Below are 20450 nucleotides of genomic sequence, written 5' to 3' on the forward strand. Positions count from 1 at the left end.
TATGGATGCGAAATATATAACACCTGCGGTAACCGCGTTTGACCATGAGGGCCATGTGGATATGGAAGCCAACAAAAGGATTTACCAGTGGCTCATAGAGGGGGGAATGGATGGGATTTTGATATTGGGAAGCATTGGAGAGTTTTTTGCCATCCCTATGGAAGAAAAGAAACGCATGATTCAGGAAGCCCTTGATTATGTGGACCACAGAGTTACCGTGTATGTGGGTACCGGCGGAACTGTTTTTGAGGAATGTGTGGAGCTGTCACGTTTTGCCCTTGACAGGGGGGCGGACGGAGTCATGGTCATTTCACCCTATTACTTTAACCTGCCTGACAGTTCCATCCTGAATTTTTACGATACCCTGGCAGGGCAGCTGGATGGACCGGTGCTTCTGTATAATTTCCCGGCCAGAACTGGTTATGACCTGAAACCGGAGGTGGTGCTTGAACTGGCCCGCCGCAGGAAGAATATTGTGGGGATAAAGGATACTGTGGATGTGATGGGGCATACCAGGGAATTGATACAGACCGTGAAACGGGAATATCCTGAATTCCTGGTATATTCGGGGTTTGATGAATTTTTCTCCCACAATGTCATAAGCGGGGGGAACGGATGTATTGCGGGGCTGTCCAACTTTGCTCCGGAAACAGCCTCCAGGCTTGCACAGGCAGCAAGAAAAGAGGACTTCCGGCTTCTGCGGGAATATCAGGTAAAGATTGACCGCCTTATGGCCGTGTACGCGGTGGCGGAGCAGTTTGTTCCTATTATAAAGAAGGCCATGGTATTGAGAGGCATTGGAATGACCGGAACATGTGCCCGGCCCATGCTGGAGGCATCGGAAGAAGAAACGGAAAAGCTGTTGAATCTGTTGAAGAAGGAAGGATTGGTTTTATAAACAACCTTAGATCGAAAAAAAATGCGCTTGATGCGCAGAAGACGTAAAAGACACAGCATACAGAAAGGGACAAGCCGGCAGCCGCATACAGCGGTTCTGCCGGCTTGTCCGTATTATGAGTGAATCCGTGGTTTAGAACTCCGGCTCAATCAGTCCGTAAGTTCCGTTCTTACGCTTATAGACCACGTTCACCTGGTCTGTATCCGCGTTCAGGAACACGTAGAAATTGTGTCCCAGCATCTCCATCTGGAGGCATGCTTCCTCGGGAATGGTTGGCTTGATGGCAAATTTCTTTGTCTTGACAATCTGAATCTCGTCATCCTGTACTTCGTCCTCTTCCTCTATGAAGGCCTGGGAGAAAGAGATGGCGGCCTGTTTCTTATCAATGAGTTTCTTTCTATATCTGCGGATCTGGCGCTCAATGATTTCCTCTACCAGATCAATGGATACATACATATCAGTGCTGGATTCCTCCGCGCGGATGGTATTGCCTTTGACTGGGATAGTCACCTCGATTTTTTGTCGGTCTTTCTGTGCGCTAAGCGCTACGATTACTTCGGTGTCCGGCGTGAAGAAATGTTCCAGCTTGCCAATCTTCTTTTCAACGGCAGCCTTCAAACCTGGAGTTACCTCAATATTTCGTCCTGTTATGGTATAACGCATAAACATCAACTCCTTTTCTTGGGATAGTGACATTATATCATATTTATTGCAAAATTACAATTAGAACCTAAGAATTGTTTAACAATTTATCTTAATTTTTTATAAAAATTTGTTTCAAATGCAGTTAAAGACTATTGCATTCCTAATAGCAGACTCCCTGAAATGTCAAGAGAAAACCTTGTTTTTTCTTCCGTACTTATCAAGTTTATCAGAAGTGTACAAAAATAAAATAATTATAAAGTCTGAATGGGAGGCACAGATGAAAAGTTATAAACTTGTGGATAATGTGGATAAGTTGGTGTATAACTATTTTTTGCCTTAAAATGGACAAACTGGGATGTGGATAACTTTGGGGGTAATGTGTATAAACTTCTGGGGATAATGTGGACAGGTAAAAAATCGAACACATTTTTTGTGCAATCTGCTTGGTTGACCATAAGTTTGGGGAAAATAGATTCAAAGCAGGAACGTATATGGACAAAATGTTAATTTTTCATTAACCCGTTGAATTAATCTTTCCCAAGTGCTACAATAAGTAAGATTGTATCATAGGCGTAGTATTTGTAGTATTTTATCTGAAAGGTCCGCAATGAAAGGCATTGCGAAAGGTAAGGAATAGACAGGAATCAGCAGGCAGATAATAGATGGTAGGGAAGATGCTGCAGATACAGGCGCTGGTTGAAAATTAGTTTCTATTATATAGGAAGAAGTTAGGAGAGTATACCATGAACTTGATTGAAAAGGTGTTCGGGACTCACAGTGAAAGAGAACTGAAGATGATAAGGCCAATCGTGACAAAGATTGAATCACTGCGTCCCGAGATGATGGCCATGTCGGATGAGGAACTGCGTGACCAGACCAGAATCTTTAGAGAAAGGCTTGCAGATGGCGCCACTTTGGATGACGTTCTGCCGGAGGCATTTGCCACAGTCCGTGAGGCGGCAAGAAGAACTCTGAATATGGAGCATTTCCCAGTACAGCTGATTGGCGGTATCGTACTGCATCAGGGTCGTATTGCAGAGATGCGTACTGGTGAAGGTAAGACGCTGGTATCCACCTGTCCCGCATACCTGAATGCATTAAAGGGAAAAGGCGTTCAGATCGTAACGGTCAATGACTATCTGGCAAAGCGTGATGCTGAGTGGATGGGTCAGGTCCACAGATTCCTGGGCATGACCGTGGGTGTTGTACTGAACGACATGACAAGCGAACAGCGTAAGGAGGCATATGCCTGCGACATTACTTACGTTACAAATAATGAGCTGGGATTCGATTACCTGCGTGACAACATGTCCATCTACAAAGAGCAGCTGGTGCTGCGGGATCTGGACTACTGTATTATTGATGAGGTTGACTCCGTTCTGATTGACGAGGCCAGAACGCCTCTTATTATTTCAGGCCAGAGCGGCAAATCCACTAAGCTCTATGAGGTGTGCGATGTACTGGCCCGCCAGCTGGAGAGGGGCACTGTGTCCAAGGAATTCTCCAAGATTGACGCCATCATGGGCGAAGAGATTGAGGAGACAGGCGATTTCGTTGTGGATGAAAAGGATAAAGTGGTCAACCTGACAGAACAGGGCGTCAAGAAGGTGGAGGAGTACTTCCATATTGAAAACCTGGCAGATCCTGAGAACCTGGAGATTCAGCATAACATTATCCTGGCTCTGCGCGCCAACAACCTGATGTTCAGGGATAAGGATTATGTTGTAAAGGATGACGAGGTCCTGATCGTAGATGAATTTACGGGCCGTATTATGCCCGGCCGCCGTTATTCCGACGGACTCCATCAGGCAATCGAGGCAAAGGAGCATGTAAATGTGCGCCGCGAGTCCCGTACCCTGGCTACCGTAACATTCCAGAACTTCTTCAACAAGTACACCAAGAAGGCCGGTATGACAGGTACTGCCCAGACCGAGGAAAAAGAGTTCCGCAACATCTATGCCATGGACGTTATCGTCATCCCCACCAACAGGCCTATGATTCGTAAGGACCTGGAGGATGCTGTATATAAGACAAAGAAAGAAAAATACAAAGCAGTTGTGGATGAGGTGGAGAAAGCACATGAGAAGGGACAGCCTGTTCTGGTGGGTACCATCGCCATTGAGACTTCCGAGCTTCTGAGCAAGATGCTGACTAAAAAGGGAATTCCCCATAAAGTGCTGAATGCCAAGTTCCATGAGCTGGAGGCCGAAATCGTAGCAGATGCAGGTATCCACGGTTCTGTTACCATTGCCACCAACATGGCTGGCCGTGGTACGGATATTAAGCTGGACGAGGAAACCAAGGCACTGGGCGGTCTTAAGATTATCGGTACGGAGCGCCATGAGTCACGCCGTATCGACAACCAGCTGCGCGGACGTTCAGGACGTCAGGGAGACCCGGGTGAGTCCAGGTTCTACCTGTCCCTGGAGGATGATCTTTTAAGGCTCTTTGGTTCAGACCGCCTTATGGCTATGTTTGAGGCCATGGGTGTGCCTGAGGGAGAGCAGATTGAGCATAAGATGCTGTCTAATGCCATCGAGAAGGCACAGATGAAGATAGAGAGCAACAACTACGGTATCCGTGAGCAGCTCCTTAAATTTGACGAGGTCAACAATGAGCAGCGCGAGGTTATCTACGCAGAGCGCCGCAAGGTGCTGGACGGCGACAACATGCGCGATCTTGTACTCAAGATGATTACGGATACAGTGGAGAATGCAGTGGATATCTCCGTGTCCGATGACCAGACTCCGGATAAGTGGGATTTACAGGAACTGAACAACCTCCTTCTCCCGGTCATTCCTCTGAAGCCGGTAACTCTTTCCGACGAACAGAAGAAGTCCATGAAAAAGAATGAGCTTAAGCACAATCTGAAGGAAGAGGCCATCAAGCTTTACGAGACAAAGGAAGCTGAGTTCCCTGAGCCTGAGCAGATTCGTGAGATTGAACGCGTGGTTCTGCTGAAGGTAATTGACAACAAATGGATGGCGCATCTGGACGATATGGACGCACTGCGTGAGGGTATCGGCCTTCAGGCATACGGTCAGAGGGATCCGGTGGTTGAATATAAGATGCAGGGTTACGAGATGTACGAATCCATGATGGCTTCCATCCAGGAGGAGACAATCCGGATTCTGTTCCATATCCGTGTAGAGCAGAAGGTAGAGCGTGAAGCGGCTGCCAAGGTGACCGGCACCAATAAGGATGCATCTGCCCCAAGCGCTCCCAAGAAGCGTGCAGAGCAGAAGATATACCCCAACGACCCATGCCCATGCGGTTCCGGCAAGAAGTACAAACAGTGCCACGGAAGAATTAAATAATCGACGTATTACCAGGGCCGGTGTGATATCATCTGAACACCGGCCTTTATGAAAATGGCTGCATATAACCATGAAACAGCCCTGAACAGGGGCTCACAAAATATAGATTGAAAGTGGGTGAAGCTGTGGTAGAGTTAGACAATTTTAAGTATACGTTATCGACGTATGACAAACCATTAGTGGAAGTGAGGGATTCACTTTGACCTGGACAACAAGGTCAGAAGAATCGCGGAATTAGATAAGTCCATGGAGGAGCCTGGTTTCTGGGACGAGCCGGAACAGTCCACCAGGATGGTAAGGGAGTCCAAGAACCTGAAGGATGAGGTGGACACCTACCGGGCATTGGAGCAGCAGTATGAGGATATCCAGGTAATGATTCAGATGGGATACGAGGAAAATGATTCCTCCCTGATTCCTGAGATTGAGGAGATGCTGGAACAGTTTAAGGAAACCCTGGAGAATATGCGGATGAAGCTTCTGCTCTCTGGGGAATATGATTCCAATAATGCCATCCTGCGCCTGAACGCAGGGGCGGGCGGAACCGAGTCCTGTGACTGGTGCAGCATACTTTACCGCATGTACTGCCGCTGGGCTGAGAGCAAGGGCTTTAAGGCCCATGTGCTGGATTTCCTGGACGGTGAGGAAGCGGGAATCAAATCTGTCACCGTGCAGATTGACGGTGAGAATGCATACGGATATCTGCGCTCTGAGCATGGGGTGCACCGTCTGGTGCGTATATCGCCCTTTAATTCCGCGGGCAAACGCCAGACCTCCTTTGTGTCCTGCGACGTTATGCCCAATATTGAGGAGGACATAGATATTGAGGTGAACCCCGACGATATCCGCGTGGACACCTACCGCTCCAGCGGCGCCGGCGGACAGCACATCAACAAGACGTCCTCAGCCATCCGGATTACCCATTTTCCAACAGGAATCGTGGTAACCTGCCAGAATGAGCGTTCCCAGTTCCAGAACAAGGAGAAGGCCATGCAGATGCTGAAGGCAAAGCTCCTTATGGTAAAACAGGAGGAACAGGCGGCCAAGGCAGCGGGCATCCGCGGGGATGTGAAGGACATCGGATGGGGAAGCCAGATACGTTCCTATGTGCTGCAGCCCTATACCATGGTCAAAGACCACCGTACAGGCGAGGAGAGCGGTAATGTGGACGCTGTGCTCGACGGGGCAATTGATAATTTTATCAGCGCCTATCTTCGCTGGATGAGTCTGGGATGCCCGGATAAGAATGTCAGGGAAGATGAGGCATAAGAATAGAACCAATGCGCAGGGGACCGGAAAATTCCGGTCCTTTGTGTATCCCTCATCCTCTGTATATCAAGAAAAATTAGAGAAAAACAGTTGCATTTAAAATAAAAATGTGTTAATATCTTCCTCATGAGTACAGATGTATTTCCAATGCGGACATACACCGGACCTACGAAAGGATTGGACAATGGAAGACAAAAGCAAATACTTTGTGGTGAAGCAGAAAGCCGTGCCGGAGGTTCTTTTGAAGGTTGTAGAGGCCAAGAAGCTTCTGGAGACAGAACGGGCCATTACGGTGCAGGAAGCCACGGATAAGGTGGGAATCAGCCGGAGTTCTTTTTATAAGTACAAGGATGACATATTTCCCTTCTATGACAACACCAAGGGGAAAACTATTACCCTGGTGGTGCAGATGGACGATGAACAGGGACTTCTCAGTGACCTGCTTCACGTGGTGGCTGTGTACAGGGCCAACATACTGACTATTCACCAGAGCATTCCGGTCAACGGCGTGGCAACGCTTACGTTGAGCGTGGAGGTAAGGGAGAATACAGGCAATGTATCCAGCATGATAGAGGAACTGGAAGTATTGGACGGAATCCATTACGTCAAAATACTTGCCAGGGAGTAATGACCGGGTTGTGCCTTTCAATATCAGAGGAGAATAAAACACAGGGAGCGGAAGATTATGATTAAGACAGCAGTTATGGGGTATGGTACCATTGGTTCCGGCGTGGCGGAGATCCTTGACAAGAACAGGGATGTCATAGCAGGCCAGGCAGGACAGGAAGTGGAGTTAAAGTATGTTCTGGATTTAAGGGAGTTCCAGGACAGTCCGGTGGCAGACAAGATTGTCCATGATTTCAAGGTGATTCAGCAGGACGAGGAAGTGAAGATTGTGGTGGAGACCATGGGCGGACTGAATCCCGCTTATCCATTCGTGAAGGCCTGCCTTATGGCCGGCAAGCATGTGGTCACCTCCAATAAGGCCCTTGTGGCAGCCCATGGCACGGAGCTTCTGGCGATTGCCAGGAGAAAGAATGTGAATTTCTTTTTTGAGGCCAGCGTGGGAGGAGGTATCCCTATTATCCGTCCTCTTTACCGCTGTCTCATGGGAGAGCGCATTGAGGAAATCACAGGCATATTAAACGGAACCACCAACTTTATCCTGACCAAGATGGACAAAGAGGGGGAATCCTTTGAAAATGCCCTGAAGGAAGCCCAGAACCTGGGATATGCAGAGCGCAATCCGGAGGCGGATGTGGAAGGCCATGACACCTGCCGTAAGATTGCCATTCTCACAGCCATGGCAACAGGAAAAGAAGTGGATTATGAGGATATTTACACCGAGGGCATTACGCGGATTACGGACATCGACTTTAAATACGCGGAGAAGATGGGGACATCGGTGAAGCTGTTCGGAACCAGCCGTATAAAGGACGGCAGGGTTCTGGCCTATGTGGCTCCGGTGATGATCAATAAGACCAGTCCCCTGTACTCTGTAAATGATGTATTTAACGGTATCTTAGTAAAGGGCAATATGCTGGGGACCTCCATGTTCTACGGCAGCGGCGCCGGAAAGCTTCCCACAGGCAGCGCGGTGGTGGCTGATATCATTGAAGCGGCCCAGAATCTTAAAAGGAACGTGCCCATGGGCTGGACCGGGGAAAAACAGGCCATTGAATCCATGGACCAGGCACAGTTCAGGTACTTTGTCAGGGTGGCTGGTTCCTACCGCAATAAGGAGCAGGATGTCAAGAGCGCCTTTGGCCAGGTGGAGGTAATCGAGCTCTACGGAATGGATGAATTTGCTTTCCTCACCGCCCAGATGACGGAGGGAGAATTTAAGAAAGGGGCTGTTTCCTATGACGCCAGGGAACGGGAGCGGTCTGAATACGGTATCAAGCAGATGATACGTGCGGTGCTGTAGCATATGGCATCGGTTATAAGCCGGATTATCGGTGTGATTACAAGGCAGGGATTTCCCTGCCTGTTTCATCTTTTAACAGGACTTTACTGTCCGGGCTGCGGCGGCACCAGAGCGTTCCGGGCGCTGCTTGCGGGCAATCTGCTCCTGAGCATCCGGTACCACCCCCTGGTTGCCTATATGGCAGTGGTGCTGACGGCTGAGCTGGTAAGCTTCGGGGTGTCCAGGGCAGCAAAAAACCCCAGATATTATCTGGGGCATGAGAAATTTCTGGTCTACACCGGTGCAGCCATTGCGCTGGCGAACTGGGTGTACAAGAACTATATGCTGGTGGTAAGAGGCGTGGACCTGCTTCCGCTCTGGCCGCGCTGAGCCGGATGAACGAAGGGAGAACCGTCAGCAATAGAATGGAAACCGGCGTCAATGGGGACGGAGCAGGCACTAAAACCAGATAAAGCCGGTGGTTTTGGGCAGCTGCATCTGCTGGTTCAGCTGTTCCTGGAGACGGTTGATGAACTCATTAATCTGAGGACCGGTCACAGGGTCGCTGAGAGCCTCATAGTAGCTGGCCAGGGCATAGAAAAAGAAAAATGTAAGGGTGATGGCAATGACGCTTAATACCAGCCCTGCAATGGCCCTGGCATTAAAGGCTTTCCTGGGGCTCATATCGGCGTTTCTGGCCATGAGGGCAAGTAGGATGCCGATGACGCCGCAGACAAGGCCTGTGGGCATGGCGGTCTGGTTATAGGCCAGTGACATGGGCAGATAGAAAAGGCTGCACACGATTCCGATAATGCCTGCTATCATGGAACAGGTGCCCAGGCGTTCGGAGGACGTGAAGTTCTTTCCCTGTTTGTTGGAAGGCGGTTTCTGGTTGTTATGAGTATCATTCATCATTCTGAATAAGGACCTTTCTTTTGTCAGGCGCGGCCGTTTCTGCCGTGCCGAAATATTGTAACTGCTATCCTGGCTATTTTATCACGAATTACCGGCACTGTCCAGATGAAGAAGCTTTCCATATGCGGGGAACTTTCGGCCAGAACTTGCATAAGCGGTTGGGATGCACTATAATATAACAGTTAGTTAGATTACAGATATGCGAGGTTTACCATGGATATTATTAAAAAACTGGCGGAAGAACTGAATATCGGACGCCATCAGGCGGAAGCAGCCGTCAAACTCATTGATGAGGGAAATACGATTCCGTTCATTGCCAGATACCGGAAGGAGGCAACCGGCTCCTTAAATGACGAGGTACTGCGTAATCTGGATGAGCGGTTAAAATACCTGCGCAACCTGGAAGACCGCAAGAGCCAGGTCATTGCCTCCATTGCGGAGCAGGAGAAGCTGACCCCGGAGCTGGAGCTTAAGATAAAGGAGGCCCAGACCCTGGTGGCTGTGGAGGACCTTTACCGCCCCTACAAGCCCAAACGCCGGACAAGGGCCATGATTGCCAAGGAAAAGGGGCTGGAGCCCCTGGCCGACCTTATCAGCATGCAGATGACAGCTGAGCCTGTTGAGAAAGCGGCAGCCGGTTTTGTATCGGAGGAAAAAGGCGTGGCCAGTGTCCAGGAGGCCATACAGGGAGCCAGGGACATACTGGCAGAGCGCATTTCAGATAACGCGGCTTTCCGCACCTATATCAGAAATATAACCATGAACAAGGGCGTTATCCAGTCCTCAGCCAAGGATGAGAAGGCCCAGTCTGTCTATGAGATGTATTATAATTATGAGGAGCCTGTGAAGAAGGCCGCCGGCCACCGCATCCTGGCCCTGAACCGGGGCGAGAATGAAAAAATGCTGATTGTGAAGATTCTGGCTCCTGAGGAGCAGATTCTGGGATATCTGGAAAAGCAGACCATTGTCAGGGACAACCCATATACCACGCCAATCCTTAAGGAAGCTGCAGCCGATAGCTACAGCCGCCTCATCGGCCCTTCCATAGAGCGGGAGATCAGAAGCGATTTGACGGAAAAAGCAGAGGAAGGCGCCATCAAGGTATTTGGAAAGAACCTGGAACAGCTTCTGATGCAGCCTCCTATCGTGGGACGGGTGGTTTTGGGCTGGGATCCGGCTTTCCGTACCGGCTGCAAGCTGGCGGTGGTGGACAGCACGGGAAAGGTGCTGGATACGGTGGTCATTTACCCCACAGCGCCTCAGAACAAGGTGGAGGAATCCAGGAAAATACTGAAGGATTTCATTAAAAAGTATAATATTTCCCTTATATCCGTGGGCAACGGTACAGCATCCAGGGAATCAGAGCAGATTATTGTGGATTTGCTGAAGGAAATCAGGGAACAGGTCCAGTACGTGATTGTAAACGAGGCAGGAGCATCCGTGTACTCTGCCAGCAAGCTGGCCACCGAGGAATTTCCGGCCTTTGACGTGGGCCAGAGGAGCGCGGTATCCATTGCCAGACGTCTCCAGGACCCGCTGTCTGAGCTGGTGAAAATTGACCCCAAGTCCATCGGCGTGGGCCAGTACCAGCATGATATGAACCAGAAACGTCTGGGCGAGGCGCTGGAAGGCGTGGTGGAGGACTGCGTGAACAAGGTGGGAGTGGATCTGAATACAGCATCAGCCTCCCTGTTGGAATATGTGTCCGGCATCAATAAAACATTGGCCAAGAACATTGTGGCCTATAGGGAAGAGAACGGGGCATTTAAGAGCAGGAAGCAGCTGTTAAAGGTGGCCAAGCTGGGACCAAAGGCATTTGAGCAGTGCGCGGGCTTTATGCGCATTACCGGGGGAGAGAATCCTCTGGACGGAACCAGCGTCCACCCGGAGAGCTATGACGCAGCCGGGAAGCTCCTGGAAAAGCTGGGCTATAAGCCTGAGGAACTGTCCGGAGGAGGACTTCTGGGAATCAGCCGGAAGATAAAGGATTATAAGAGGACGGCGCAGGATCTGGGTATAGGAGAGATTACCCTGAGAGATATTGCCGGAGAGCTGGAAAAGCCTGCCAGGGACCCCAGGGATGAGATGCCAAGGCCCATTCTCAGAAGCGATATTCTGGAGATGAAGGATCTGGAGCCGGGAATGGTGCTAAAGGGAACCGTGCGCAACGTCATTGATTTTGGCGCTTTTGTGGATATCGGCGTTCATCAGGACGGCCTGGTACATATCTCCCAGATGACAGACAAGTACATCAAGCACCCGCTGGAGGCTGTCAGTGTGGGCGATATCGTGGATGTAAAGATTTTGAGCGTGGATTTGGCCAAGAAGAGGATTTCACTGACCATGAAGGGCGTAAAGTAAGGATGAAAGAGGTAGGAAATGGTAATCGAGACGCGGAAACCGGAAGAAACATATGAGCTGGGAAGAAAGATGGGAAGGGAAGCAGAGCCGGGACAGATTGTCTGCCTGAGCGGTGATTTGGGTGTGGGAAAGACTGTGTTTACGCAGGGATTTGCCGCGGGTCTGGGCATAGAGGGGCCGGTGAACAGCCCCACCTTTACGATTTTGCAGCAATATGAGGACGGTCGGCTTCCGCTGTACCATTTTGACGTGTACCGTATCGGTGATGTGAGTGAAATGGACGAAATCGGTTATGAGGACTGTTTCTTTGGGGACGGCGTCTGCCTCATCGAGTGGCCGGGCCTGATTGAGGAGATACTGCCTGAGAAGGTGACCTGGGTGACCATTGAAAAGGATCTGGAAAAGGGATTTGATTACAGGCGGATTAGCGTGGAGGATAGAGGATGAGAGTACTGGGAATAGAGAGTTCATCCCTGGTGGCCAGCGTGGCCCTGGTGACAGATGACATATTGACAGCAGAGTATACAGTGGATTTTAAAAAGACCCATTCACAGACCCTGCTTCCTATGCTGGATGAGATAGTAAAGCTTCTGGAGCTGGATATGGATACCATTGACGCCATAGCGGTGGCCGGCGGTCCGGGTTCTTTTACCGGGCTGCGCATAGGTGCCGCCACAGCAAAGGGACTGGGGCTGGCTCTGAAAAAGCCCTTGGTCCATGTTCCTACCGTGGATGCCATGGCATATAATATGTGGGGGGCAGAGGGGCTTATCTGTCCTATTATGGACGCAAAACGCAGCCAGGTCTATACGGGGCTATACCATACCAGGGACGCCCTGGAGGTGGTGATGGAGCAGCAGCCCATGGATATGAGGGAGCTGGCAGGACTTCTCAATAAAAAAGGAGAGCGGACCATATTTCTGGGAGACGGTGTGCCTGTATATAAAGATATAATCAGGGAAATGCTGACCGTACCCCATGCCTTTGCACCGGCTCAGATGAACCGGCAGAGGGCTGCATCCGTGGCTGCCCTGGGGATGAACGCACTTTTGGACGCCAAGGGCTGCCCGGGCGCCCGGGTGGTGACGGCGGCTCAGTTTACGCCGGATTATCTGAGAAAGCCCCAGGCTGAACGCCAGAGAGAGGCGGAGCAGTCTGCCCTGGGGGCGGCCGCAAAGCTTCCGGGAGATTATTAAGGGCAGCAGACATAAGGATCTGATACATGGTCTGATACAAGGCACAAGGCTTGGTCGGCTGCGGCAACAGAAAGGAGCAGGGAAATGGAGCTGATTCGCGGGGTTCGCCCCATGACGGGCCAGGACATTGAGCAGGTGGCGGATTTGGAGCAGGTATGCTTTTCGGAGAGCTGGTCTGAGAATCTGATACGCATGGGCCTGGACAGCAGGCTGGATACGTATTTTGTCTATGCTGACCACGGAACCATACTTGGATATGCGGTTCTGCGGATTCTGGCAGACGAGGGGGAGATACAGCGGATTGGGGTATATCCCCATTACAGACGTCAGGGAATCGCACGGAAACTCATGGATGCCATGGTGACTTTTGCCAGGGCCAGAGGGGTCCGGGCCATTGCCCTGGAGGTCCGGGAGAGCAACCTGGGAGCCAGAAACCTGTATGATTCCTATGGTTTCAGGCAGGAGGCTGTGAGGAAAGGATATTACCATAATCCGGCCGAGGATGCCATCATCATGTGGAACCGGGCAATATGAAAGAATTACCACTTAAAATGTGAATATTTTATGTATATAATGGAGAGGAACCGGACATTCCTCTCCTTTTTTCTTTAAGGGGAAGATAAGGGAATGAATGAAAGGATACGATGACAGAGAAAGGCGAGGGTTCATATGAAAAGGTACAATAAAAATGGACAGCTGGAAACAATAATGTGCAATTGCTGCGGAAAAAAGCTGGTGGTGCAGCATGGAATCATCCGGGAGGGATGTATCAGTATTGACCATGCATGGGATTATTTTTCTGAGAAGGACGGACAGGTCCATCATTTTGATTTGTGTGAAGAATGTTATGATGAACTGGTTTCCGGCTTCAAGATACCTGTGGACAGGGAAGAACAGATTGAATTTCTGTAGGATGGGATAAGGAGAACTGCCAACGCGGTTCTCCTTAATATGTATCCCTGGCTTTATATATGTATCCCTGGCTTTATATAAGTGTCCCTGGCTTTATATATGTGCTCCTGGCTCTTATTCAAGGGATATGGTGAAATATTCAGGAAAGCGGTTCCGGTACAGCACCGGTACCTCTCCCTCCATAAGGGGCGTCAGGTAATCCGTCATTTCCCGGGTAATGCCGTTGCCTTCCCGGTTAATCCACTGGCGGGGTACTGTCTTTTCACGGTTGGCCACCAGAGACACGTCCGCGGAGGCAAACTGAATCCGGTAACGGTCCTTTGAGGGCAGGCGCAGCAGGGTTGCCATTTTTCCGGTCTGTCCCTGGACTGCGCACTGAACCGCCTTTGCTCCCAGAAGCCGGGATTCGTTTAAATCCGTGCGGCTGGCCAGATGAGCGGCGCAGCGCTGCATGAGATTGAGCTCCAGGGAACGGGTCTTGCATCCCAGCTCATTGCGGACAATCTGGGCCAGGACGCCTCCGGTTCCTGCAATATCCCTGTGGCCGAACCGGTCGGGACGGTTGCCGGGAGTCTGTTCAGACAGATAGGTCCCATTTTCATCCCGGATGCCCTCGCTGACAGCAATCAGCAGATTCCTGTTTTCAGACTGGCGGCTTCGTATGTCGTCCAGAAACCGGCTGATGGAAAAGGGCACTTCGCAGAGGTAAATAAAATCAGGCCCGCGGCTGCCGTTTACCCTGGAAAGGGACGAGGCGGCGGTGAGCCATCCGGCGTTGCGTCCCATGATTTCCACAATGGTGACTCCGAAGGAATCATAGACAGCCACATCCCTCTCCAGTTCTGCGAAGGTGGTGGCAATATACTTGGCCGCTGAGGCAAAACCAGGGCAGTGGTCAATTTCCATCAGGTCATTGTCAATGGTCTTTGGCGCGCCGATGATTTTTATATCCTCAATCTGTTGGGAACGGCAGTACCTGGCCAGCTTATCCACTGTGTCCATGGAGTCATTCCCGCCTATGTATATGAAATAGGAGATATCATATTTACGGAAAATATCAATCAGAACCCGGTACTGGGCAGTATCCTCTTCCGGCCCGGCCAGCTTGAAGCGGCAGGAACCCAGGGCGGCAGCAGGGGTTTGGGCCAGTTTGTCCAGGTCCATTGTGTTATTGATATGATCCAGCAAATCTATTATTTTTTCCTGTAAAATGCCTTCAATGCCGTTGAGTCCCCCATATATCCGGTCAATGCCGCCCTGAATCATGGCTTCTGTGATGACTCCGGACAGGGTGGCGTTGATTGCGGATGTGGGGCCGCCGGACTGGGCCACAAGCAGATTGTGCATTGATGATTTCCCTCCTGCTATTTATTCATGTATAAAGGCATGACCTGGCGTATGATGCGGTTGAACTGAGAGGCGTCCCAGGCACTGCGTCCGATAAAGAGGCCGTCTACATCCGGTAGCGCAATCAGCTCCTGAGCGTTTTGGGGATTCACGCTGCCGCCGTAAAGAATGGGGATGCGGCTTCCCTGTTCCTCGCCAAAGCGTGCGCACAGAATCCGCCGTATGCCTGCATGGCGCTCAGCCACATAATCACTGTCCGCGGGGATGCCGTTCACACCGATGGCCCACACGGGTTCGTAGGCAATCCAGAGCTGCTCCGCCTGTTCTGCGGTGATGGAATGAAGCCCCACCTTTAACTGGGTGCTCAGGGTCTCCCCGCTTAGGCCGTATTCCCTCTGGGTCAGGGTCTCTCCTATACACAGCAGAGGAGTGAAACCGGACTGGGCTGCCTTTGCTGTCTTTTTTTCCTGGTCAAAGTCATTCTCCCTGAAAACGTGGCGTCGTTCCGAGTGGCCGATTTCCACTACGCTTACCCCCACTTCCTTAAGCATGACAGGCGAGATTTCGCCGGTGAACTGTCCCTGGTCCTCCCAGCACATGTTCTGGGCTCCCAGCCGGATGTGGGATCCGGATATAATCCTGTTGGCGGACTCCAGGGTGGTGAAGGAGGGGATGACAAACAGGGTGAGGGGGCTGTCTGCCAGGTCCTCTGTCAGTCGGCGGAGCTGTGTCAGAAATGAAGTTGTTTCCGCAATGGTTTTGTACATCTTTGTGTTTGTGCCAAGATATAACCGATTCAGTTTTTTCATTAAGCAACCTCCGCTATTTGAGATTTTCGCCTTCAATTTCTTTGATGGCCTCTACCTTGGATGTGGATGCACAGTCTACGAATTCCAGTTCCAGCCATTTTTCCAGAATCCGCTTTGCCAGCTCGGCTCCAATTACCCGCTCGCCCATACAGATCACATTGCCGTCATTGCTCAGTTTTAAACGTTCCGCTGAGAAAACATCATGGCATACGCCGGCGCGGATGCCTTTGAATTTGTTGGCAGTCATGGCCATGCCCAGGCCTGTGCCGCAGATTAGCACACCGTGCTTCTGATAACCGCTGTTTATGATTTCCTGGCACACCTTCTCTGCCACATAGGGATAATAGGTAGAATCCTCAGTGCTGTCGCATCCCATATTCTCCACAGTATATCCCTTTTTCTCCATGAATCCCATGAGTTCATTTTTCAAATGTACAGCAGCATTGTCGCACCCAATTACAATTGTTCTCATATTTTGGCCTCCATATTGGTAAAAATGTTAATTAGTGTTATTATGAGCATATATTAACATTTTAGAATACGAAAATCAAGATAAATTATCAAAAAATGTTAAATTAAATGCAGATGTAACATTTTACAAACAATATATAACATTTTAGCACGGCCAGGAACATCTGGACATTTTCTGAAAATACAATTATAATATTTTACAGTCAGATTCGTAACGCTGTGCACCCATGGGCCGCAGCAGGATTGCGACAGGAGGGGAAACAGAACTTATGGGAAAAAGGGATCTCAGGATTTACGCGCTTTTGGATACACTGAAGGAATCGCCCGTATTATCAATTAAGGAGCTGGCAGACCGCTTTCAGGTCTCGGAAATGACCATCCGCCGTGATATTGATTATCTCAAAGAAAACCGTCTGTTTTACGAAAATAAGGCTTCTGAGCCGGCAGCGCGGGAACACGACGAATATCTGTACTCTTCGGAGCAGATCCGCAATTTTGATAAAAAGGACAGAATCGCCCGGTTTGCGGCGGGGATGATTGAGGAGGGGGATATCCTGATTCTGGATTCGGGAACCACCACAGGCGTGTTGTCCAAATATATACCGGAACAGACGCAGCTCACAGTGCTCTGCTATAATTACCATATCCTGTCCCAGCTTCAGGGTAATGAGAAGCTTTCCCTGATTTTTGCCGGCGGATATTTCCACCGGAACGACCTGATGTTTGAGAGCGTTGAGGGAATCGGGCTTATACGGAGGACAAGGGCCAGCAAGATGTTTGTTTCTGCCTCCGGTGTCCATGAAAAGCTGGGCATGACCTGCGCGCATAATTATGAGGTGGTTACAAAAAAGGCGGCCCTGGAATCATCCCTGCAGAAGATACTGGTGGCGGACAGCAGCAAGTTCGGCCAGGTAAGGCCGGGATATTTTGCTGAACTGGAAGAGATTGATGAAATCGTCACGGATGACGGGCTGAGCCGGGAATGGCAGGATCTCATCGCTGAGAAGGATATTCCCCTCCATCTGGTGTAGGACGGCATCCAGCCTTTCGCGGGACAGGATTTATATAAGATAAATGTAACTGTTACAGATAAATATGGGAGCTGCTGCGGCAGCTCCTTTTTGACGTCTGACTTAAGCGCCCGACTTTTTGTGTCTGCCATGTTATTTTCCGGCGATACTTGATTATTAAGAGGAAAGTGTGATATGATTTTGTGAGTTAAGATATTGAGAGAATGAGGATTACAGTATGTTGGATATATGTTTGTTAGGAACAGGAGGCATGATGCCTCTTCCGTACCGCTGGCTCACATCCATGATGGCAAGGTGCTCGGGCAGCAATCTGCTCATTGACTGCGGTGAGGGGACCCAGGTGGCCCTGAAGGAAAAGGGATGGAGTCCCAAGCCCATAGATATCATTTGCTTTACACATTATCACGCGGACCATATAAGCGGCCTTCCCGGTCTTTTACTTACCATGGGCAATGCGGAGCGGGTGGAGCCGCTGACCCTGATTGGTCCCAAGGGGCTGGAACGGGTGGTGGGAGCGCTGCGCACCATTGCGCCGGAACTGCCCTTTGAACTGCGCTTTGTGGAGCTTACGGAGAACCGGGAACGCATGCAGATGGGCCCTTATGTGATAGATGCTTACAGGGTAAACCACAATGTGCTGTGTTACGGCTATTCCATCACCATCCCCCGTACCGGACGTTTTGACGTGGAGAGGGCCAGGTCTAAGGAGATTCCCCAGAAATTCTGGAGCAGGCTGCAAAAGGGCGAGGAGATAGAGCATGAGGGACGGCTTTTGACGCCGGATATGGTGCTGGGGCCGGACCGCAGAGGGCTTAAGGTGACATACTGCACAGATACCAGGCCGGTGCCGGTGATTGCAGAGTATGCAGCCGGGGCAGACCTTTTTATCTGCGAGGGAATGTACGGGGAAAAAGAAAAAGCAGCCAAGGCCAGGGAATATAAGCATATGACGTTTTATGAAGCGGCGGCCCTTGCAAAGCAGGCTAATCCAAAACAGATGTGGCTTACCCATTACAGCCCCTCCCTTACCAAGCCCGAGGAGTATATGGAGGAAGTCAGAACGATTTTCCCAAGGGCAAAGGCTGCCAGGGACGGATGGACAGCGGAGCTGGAATTTGATGAGGACTGATAGCGCGGTACGAGGTACCGGAGGATACGTGGAAGTGGAGAGAATACTATGATAGGACAGGCATCAGAGGATGTTTTGATACTGGCAATTGAAAGCTCATGCGACGAGACGGCCGCGGCAGTGGTGAAAAACGGAAGGACCGTGCTGTCCAATGTGATTTCATCCCAGATTGCCACCCATACGGTTTATGGAGGCGTGGTTCCGGAGATAGCTTCCCGGGAGCATATAAAGGCGGTCAATTATGTGATTGAGAGAGCCCTGGCAGAAGCGCAGGTGGCTCTGGAGGATATTACGGCAATCGGTGTGACCTACGGACCCGGTCTGGTAGGCGCTCTTTTGGTGGGGGTGGCAGAGGCAAAGGCCATTGCATATGCAGCAGGAAAGCCTCTGATTGGAGTGCACCATATAGAAGGGCATGTTTCCGCTAATTTTATTGAGAACCAGGATTTGGAACCGCCTTTCGTTTGTCTCATTGTGTCGGGAGGCCATACCCATCTGGTGATTGTAAAGGACTACGGGGAATTTGAAATCATCGGCAGGACCAGGGACGATGCGGCCGGAGAGGCGTTTGACAAGGTGGCAAGGTCCGTGGGCCTGGGATATCCCGGCGGGCCTAAGATCGATAAGGCTGCAAAAGAGGGGAATCCCCATGCCATCCAGTTCCCCAGGGGCAAGGTGGAGGGGGCTCCCTATGATTTCAGCTTCAGCGGACTAAAGTCAGCCGTACTGAACCACATCAACCACGCCCGTATGACCGGGGAAGAAATCAATGTGCCTGACCTGGTGGCCTCATTCCAGAATTCCGTGGTGGAGTCTCTGGTAAGCCGCGCCATACTGGCAGCCCATGAATTTGGATATAAGAAGCTGGCCATAGCCGGCGGTGTTGCCTCCAACTCCGCGCTGAGAAAGGCCATGGCAGAGGCCTGTGAGAAGGACGGGATTCAGTTCTATTATCCGTCCCCTATTTTCTGTACGGACAATGCAGCCATGATCGGGACGGCTGCCTACTATGAATATTTAAAGGGAAATATATCCGGGTGGGATTTGAATGCCATTCCCAATCTGAAGCTGGGTGAACGCTAGAGCCTGTCTGAAATTTGAAAATTGGGTCGGAGCGTACAGTCGGCGGGGATGTAAGGAACAAATGGACTCCGGTCCGGGAAGGACGAAAGAAGAGGTCTGCAATGGAAAAGAAATATTGTACGGCTGTGGTCCTGGCAGCAGGGAAGGGCAGCCGCATGGGCGGGAATACGGCAAAGCAGTACATGGAAATCGGCGGCAAGCCGCTGGTGGCCTATGCGCTGGAGGTGTTTGAAGCCTCTCCTGTGATAGATGAAATCATACTCATGACAGATGCAGGGCATATGGAATATGTGAGAACAGAGATCGTGGAGGCGTATGGCCTGAAGAAGGTGAGTACCATAGGCGCCGGAGGCGGCGAGCGGTACGAGAGCGTATGGAAGGCGCTCTGTACCCTTATGGACCGGGAAGAGGGGGAGAAGGAATCCGTTGCCAGGGACAGACAGGATGGATACGTGTTTCTCCATGACGGGGCCCGCCCCTTTGTCACCGGCGAAATCATTGAACGGGCATACGGGGCAGTGTGCAAATGCAATGCCTGCGTGGTGGGCATGCCCGTAAAGGATACCATCAAGCTGGTGAACCGGGAGGGAATGATTGAGTCCAGCCCGGACCGCAGCATGGTATGGCAGGCACAGACACCCCAGGTCTTTTCCGTGCCCCTGATTGTGGAGGCATTTACCCGCCAGATGAAGGAGGACTGCACCGGCATAACGGATGACGCCATGGTGGTGGAGGCGCAGATGGGGGTGAAGGCGCATATGGTAATGGGCAGTTATGCCAATATTAAGATTACGACGCCTGAGGACCTTTTTATGGCCGAAGTGCTGAGAAATTCCATTGTGTAGGTGAGGATACCCGATTTAGGGGATACAGGATAAAATATAACCTGTATCCCCTTTTTATCATTCTGATTCAGATGCATTTTCGTTCAGTCTATATACAACTCATAAATTAATCCCATAAAAAACATCCACATACCTGATAAAAAAATGACAATTGTAATTATTGACAGAAAAATCAGAAGAGTGATGTGCACTATATACAAAAATCAAACAATAAACAAGAATATACTATTTAATATTGACAAGCAAATTTGGAAGTGCTATATTAATCACAAGAAGATTGTATCCAAAATCCAATATCCAAAATTACATAAAAAAATAA

The 20450-nt window shown here is 50.4% G+C and carries 20 protein-coding genes; 15 read left to right on the top strand and 5 right to left on the bottom strand.

Annotation, left to right across the window (positions count from 1 at the left end; translation table 11 throughout):
- Window position 1 precedes the first annotated feature (1 nt).
- Window positions 2-898: a dihydrodipicolinate synthase family protein gene (locus LI015_RS23465; RefSeq protein ID WP_024726113.1), complete on the top strand. Its 897-nt coding sequence runs from the start codon at window positions 2-4 to the stop codon at window positions 896-898.
- A 132-nt stretch (window positions 899-1030) separates the two neighbouring features.
- Here the strand turns inward: LI015_RS23465 and hpf are convergent, their stop codons facing one another.
- Entirely contained in the window at window positions 1031-1561 is a 531-nt protein-coding gene (hpf, locus tag LI015_RS23470; RefSeq protein WP_002566470.1) for a ribosome hibernation-promoting factor, HPF/YfiA family, read from the bottom strand.
- A 725-nt stretch (window positions 1562-2286) separates the two neighbouring features.
- On the opposite strand from hpf, the gene secA reads away from it, so the two are divergent.
- The 5 genes from secA (at window position 2287) to LI015_RS23495 (ending at window position 8422) form a co-directional block, all read left to right on the top strand.
- Entirely contained in the window at window positions 2287-4860 is a 2574-nt protein-coding gene (gene secA / locus LI015_RS23475; RefSeq protein WP_002571068.1) for a preprotein translocase subunit SecA, read from the top strand.
- 125 nt (window positions 4861-4985) lie between these two features.
- Window positions 4986-6126, top strand: a protein-coding gene (gene prfB / locus LI015_RS23480; protein ID WP_390391334.1) for a peptide chain release factor 2 whose coding sequence is annotated in 2 segments (ribosomal slippage) — window positions 4986-5048 and window positions 5050-6126 — 1140 coding nt in all. Because the reading frame shifts where the segments join, the coding sequence is not laid out codon by codon here.
- 184 nt (window positions 6127-6310) lie between these two features.
- A complete protein-coding gene (locus LI015_RS23485) occupies window positions 6311-6754 on the top strand; it encodes an ACT domain-containing protein (protein ID WP_002566467.1) in 444 nt (147 codons plus the stop codon).
- Window positions 6755-6811: 57 nt separating this feature from the next.
- On the top strand, window positions 6812-8053 hold the full coding sequence (locus tag LI015_RS23490; protein WP_002566466.1) for a homoserine dehydrogenase: 1242 nt from the start codon (window positions 6812-6814) through the stop codon (window positions 8051-8053).
- 3 nt (window positions 8054-8056) lie between these two features.
- Window positions 8057-8422, top strand: a complete 366-nt coding sequence (locus LI015_RS23495; RefSeq protein WP_002571070.1) for a DUF2752 domain-containing protein — start codon at window positions 8057-8059, stop codon at window positions 8420-8422.
- A 69-nt stretch (window positions 8423-8491) separates the two neighbouring features.
- Here the strand turns inward: LI015_RS23495 and LI015_RS23500 are convergent, their stop codons facing one another.
- On the bottom strand, window positions 8492-8947 hold the full coding sequence (locus tag LI015_RS23500) for a DUF4190 domain-containing protein (protein ID WP_002566464.1): 456 nt from the start codon (window positions 8945-8947) through the stop codon (window positions 8492-8494).
- Window positions 8948-9160: 213 nt separating this feature from the next.
- On the opposite strand from LI015_RS23500, the gene LI015_RS23505 reads away from it, so the two are divergent.
- The 5 genes from LI015_RS23505 to LI015_RS23525 all read left to right on the top strand — a co-directional run bounded on the left by LI015_RS23505 (window position 9161) and on the right by LI015_RS23525 (window position 13416).
- Window positions 9161-11308, top strand: coding sequence for a Tex family protein (locus LI015_RS23505; RefSeq protein WP_002571071.1), 2148 nt, complete (start codon window positions 9161-9163; stop codon window positions 11306-11308).
- An 18-nt stretch (window positions 11309-11326) separates the two neighbouring features.
- Entirely contained in the window at window positions 11327-11755 is a 429-nt protein-coding gene (gene tsaE / locus LI015_RS23510) for a tRNA (adenosine(37)-N6)-threonylcarbamoyltransferase complex ATPase subunit type 1 TsaE (RefSeq protein WP_002566462.1), read from the top strand.
- A complete protein-coding gene (tsaB, locus tag LI015_RS23515; RefSeq protein WP_227126479.1) occupies window positions 11752-12504 on the top strand; it encodes a tRNA (adenosine(37)-N6)-threonylcarbamoyltransferase complex dimerization subunit type 1 TsaB in 753 nt (250 codons plus the stop codon). The genes tsaE and tsaB overlap by 4 nt, the downstream gene beginning before the upstream one ends.
- 84 nt (window positions 12505-12588) lie before the next feature.
- Window positions 12589-13038, top strand: coding sequence for a ribosomal protein S18-alanine N-acetyltransferase (gene rimI / locus LI015_RS23520; RefSeq protein WP_002566460.1), 450 nt, complete (start codon window positions 12589-12591; stop codon window positions 13036-13038).
- Between the two features lie 135 nt (window positions 13039-13173).
- Window positions 13174-13416: a hypothetical protein gene (locus LI015_RS23525; protein ID WP_002566459.1), complete on the top strand. Its 243-nt coding sequence runs from the start codon at window positions 13174-13176 to the stop codon at window positions 13414-13416.
- A 114-nt stretch (window positions 13417-13530) separates the two neighbouring features.
- Here the strand turns inward: LI015_RS23525 and LI015_RS23530 are convergent, their stop codons facing one another.
- The 3 genes from LI015_RS23530 to rpiB are packed head-to-tail and all read right to left on the bottom strand — an operon-like array spanning window position 13531 to window position 16044.
- Complete coding sequence (locus LI015_RS23530; RefSeq protein ID WP_002566458.1) at window positions 13531-14763, bottom strand: 6-phosphofructokinase; 1233 nt, start codon at window positions 14761-14763, stop codon at window positions 13531-13533.
- Window positions 14764-14780: 17 nt separating this feature from the next.
- The gene (locus tag LI015_RS23535; protein ID WP_227126480.1) at window positions 14781-15572 is read right to left on the bottom strand and encodes a triose-phosphate isomerase; all 792 of its coding nucleotides are present in this window, start codon (window positions 15570-15572) and stop codon (window positions 14781-14783) included.
- 13 nt (window positions 15573-15585) lie between these two features.
- Complete coding sequence (gene rpiB / locus LI015_RS23540; protein ID WP_002566456.1) at window positions 15586-16044, bottom strand: ribose 5-phosphate isomerase B; 459 nt, start codon at window positions 16042-16044, stop codon at window positions 15586-15588.
- A gap of 268 nt (window positions 16045-16312) precedes the next feature.
- Here rpiB and LI015_RS23545 point away from each other — a divergent pair, with 268 nt between their 5' ends.
- The 4 genes from LI015_RS23545 (at window position 16313) to ispD (ending at window position 20131) form a co-directional block, all read left to right on the top strand.
- Window positions 16313-17074: a DeoR/GlpR family DNA-binding transcription regulator gene (locus tag LI015_RS23545; RefSeq protein WP_227126481.1), complete on the top strand. Its 762-nt coding sequence runs from the start codon at window positions 16313-16315 to the stop codon at window positions 17072-17074.
- A gap of 217 nt (window positions 17075-17291) precedes the next feature.
- A complete protein-coding gene (locus tag LI015_RS23550; protein WP_002571074.1) occupies window positions 17292-18203 on the top strand; it encodes a ribonuclease Z in 912 nt (303 codons plus the stop codon).
- Between the two features lie 48 nt (window positions 18204-18251).
- The gene (gene tsaD, locus LI015_RS23555) at window positions 18252-19286 is read left to right on the top strand and encodes a tRNA (adenosine(37)-N6)-threonylcarbamoyltransferase complex transferase subunit TsaD (RefSeq protein WP_002566453.1); all 1035 of its coding nucleotides are present in this window, start codon (window positions 18252-18254) and stop codon (window positions 19284-19286) included.
- Between the two features lie 101 nt (window positions 19287-19387).
- The gene (gene ispD / locus LI015_RS23560) at window positions 19388-20131 is read left to right on the top strand and encodes a 2-C-methyl-D-erythritol 4-phosphate cytidylyltransferase (protein ID WP_227126482.1); all 744 of its coding nucleotides are present in this window, start codon (window positions 19388-19390) and stop codon (window positions 20129-20131) included.
- Window positions 20132-20450 lie beyond the last annotated feature (319 nt).

It is taken from the genome of Enterocloster sp. 210928-DFI.2.20, assembly GCF_020554465.1.
GTDB classification, from domain to species: domain Bacteria; phylum Bacillota; class Clostridia; order Lachnospirales; family Lachnospiraceae; genus Enterocloster; species Enterocloster bolteae.

Coding starts and splice junctions, on each gene's coding strand:
- LI015_RS23465 (WP_024726113.1), top strand. CDS start 2: ATGGATGCGAAATATATAACACCTGCGGTAACCGCGTTTGACCATGAG.
- hpf (WP_002566470.1), bottom strand. CDS start 1,561: ATGCGTTATACCATAACAGGACGAAATATTGAGGTAACTCCAGGTTTG.
- secA (WP_002571068.1), top strand. CDS start 2,287: ATGAACTTGATTGAAAAGGTGTTCGGGACTCACAGTGAAAGAGAACTG.
- LI015_RS23485 (WP_002566467.1), top strand. CDS start 6,311: ATGGAAGACAAAAGCAAATACTTTGTGGTGAAGCAGAAAGCCGTGCCG.
- LI015_RS23490 (WP_002566466.1), top strand. CDS start 6,812: ATGATTAAGACAGCAGTTATGGGGTATGGTACCATTGGTTCCGGCGTG.
- LI015_RS23495 (WP_002571070.1), top strand. CDS start 8,057: ATGGCATCGGTTATAAGCCGGATTATCGGTGTGATTACAAGGCAGGGA.
- LI015_RS23500 (WP_002566464.1), bottom strand. CDS start 8,947: ATGATGAATGATACTCATAACAACCAGAAACCGCCTTCCAACAAACAG.
- LI015_RS23505 (WP_002571071.1), top strand. CDS start 9,161: ATGGATATTATTAAAAAACTGGCGGAAGAACTGAATATCGGACGCCAT.
- tsaE (WP_002566462.1), top strand. CDS start 11,327: ATGGTAATCGAGACGCGGAAACCGGAAGAAACATATGAGCTGGGAAGA.
- tsaB (WP_227126479.1), top strand. CDS start 11,752: ATGAGAGTACTGGGAATAGAGAGTTCATCCCTGGTGGCCAGCGTGGCC.
- rimI (WP_002566460.1), top strand. CDS start 12,589: ATGGAGCTGATTCGCGGGGTTCGCCCCATGACGGGCCAGGACATTGAG.
- LI015_RS23525 (WP_002566459.1), top strand. CDS start 13,174: ATGAAAAGGTACAATAAAAATGGACAGCTGGAAACAATAATGTGCAAT.
- LI015_RS23530 (WP_002566458.1), bottom strand. CDS start 14,763: ATGCACAATCTGCTTGTGGCCCAGTCCGGCGGCCCCACATCCGCAATC.
- LI015_RS23535 (WP_227126480.1), bottom strand. CDS start 15,572: ATGAAAAAACTGAATCGGTTATATCTTGGCACAAACACAAAGATGTAC.
- rpiB (WP_002566456.1), bottom strand. CDS start 16,044: ATGAGAACAATTGTAATTGGGTGCGACAATGCTGCTGTACATTTGAAA.
- LI015_RS23545 (WP_227126481.1), top strand. CDS start 16,313: ATGGGAAAAAGGGATCTCAGGATTTACGCGCTTTTGGATACACTGAAG.
- LI015_RS23550 (WP_002571074.1), top strand. CDS start 17,292: ATGTTGGATATATGTTTGTTAGGAACAGGAGGCATGATGCCTCTTCCG.
- tsaD (WP_002566453.1), top strand. CDS start 18,252: ATGATAGGACAGGCATCAGAGGATGTTTTGATACTGGCAATTGAAAGC.
- ispD (WP_227126482.1), top strand. CDS start 19,388: ATGGAAAAGAAATATTGTACGGCTGTGGTCCTGGCAGCAGGGAAGGGC.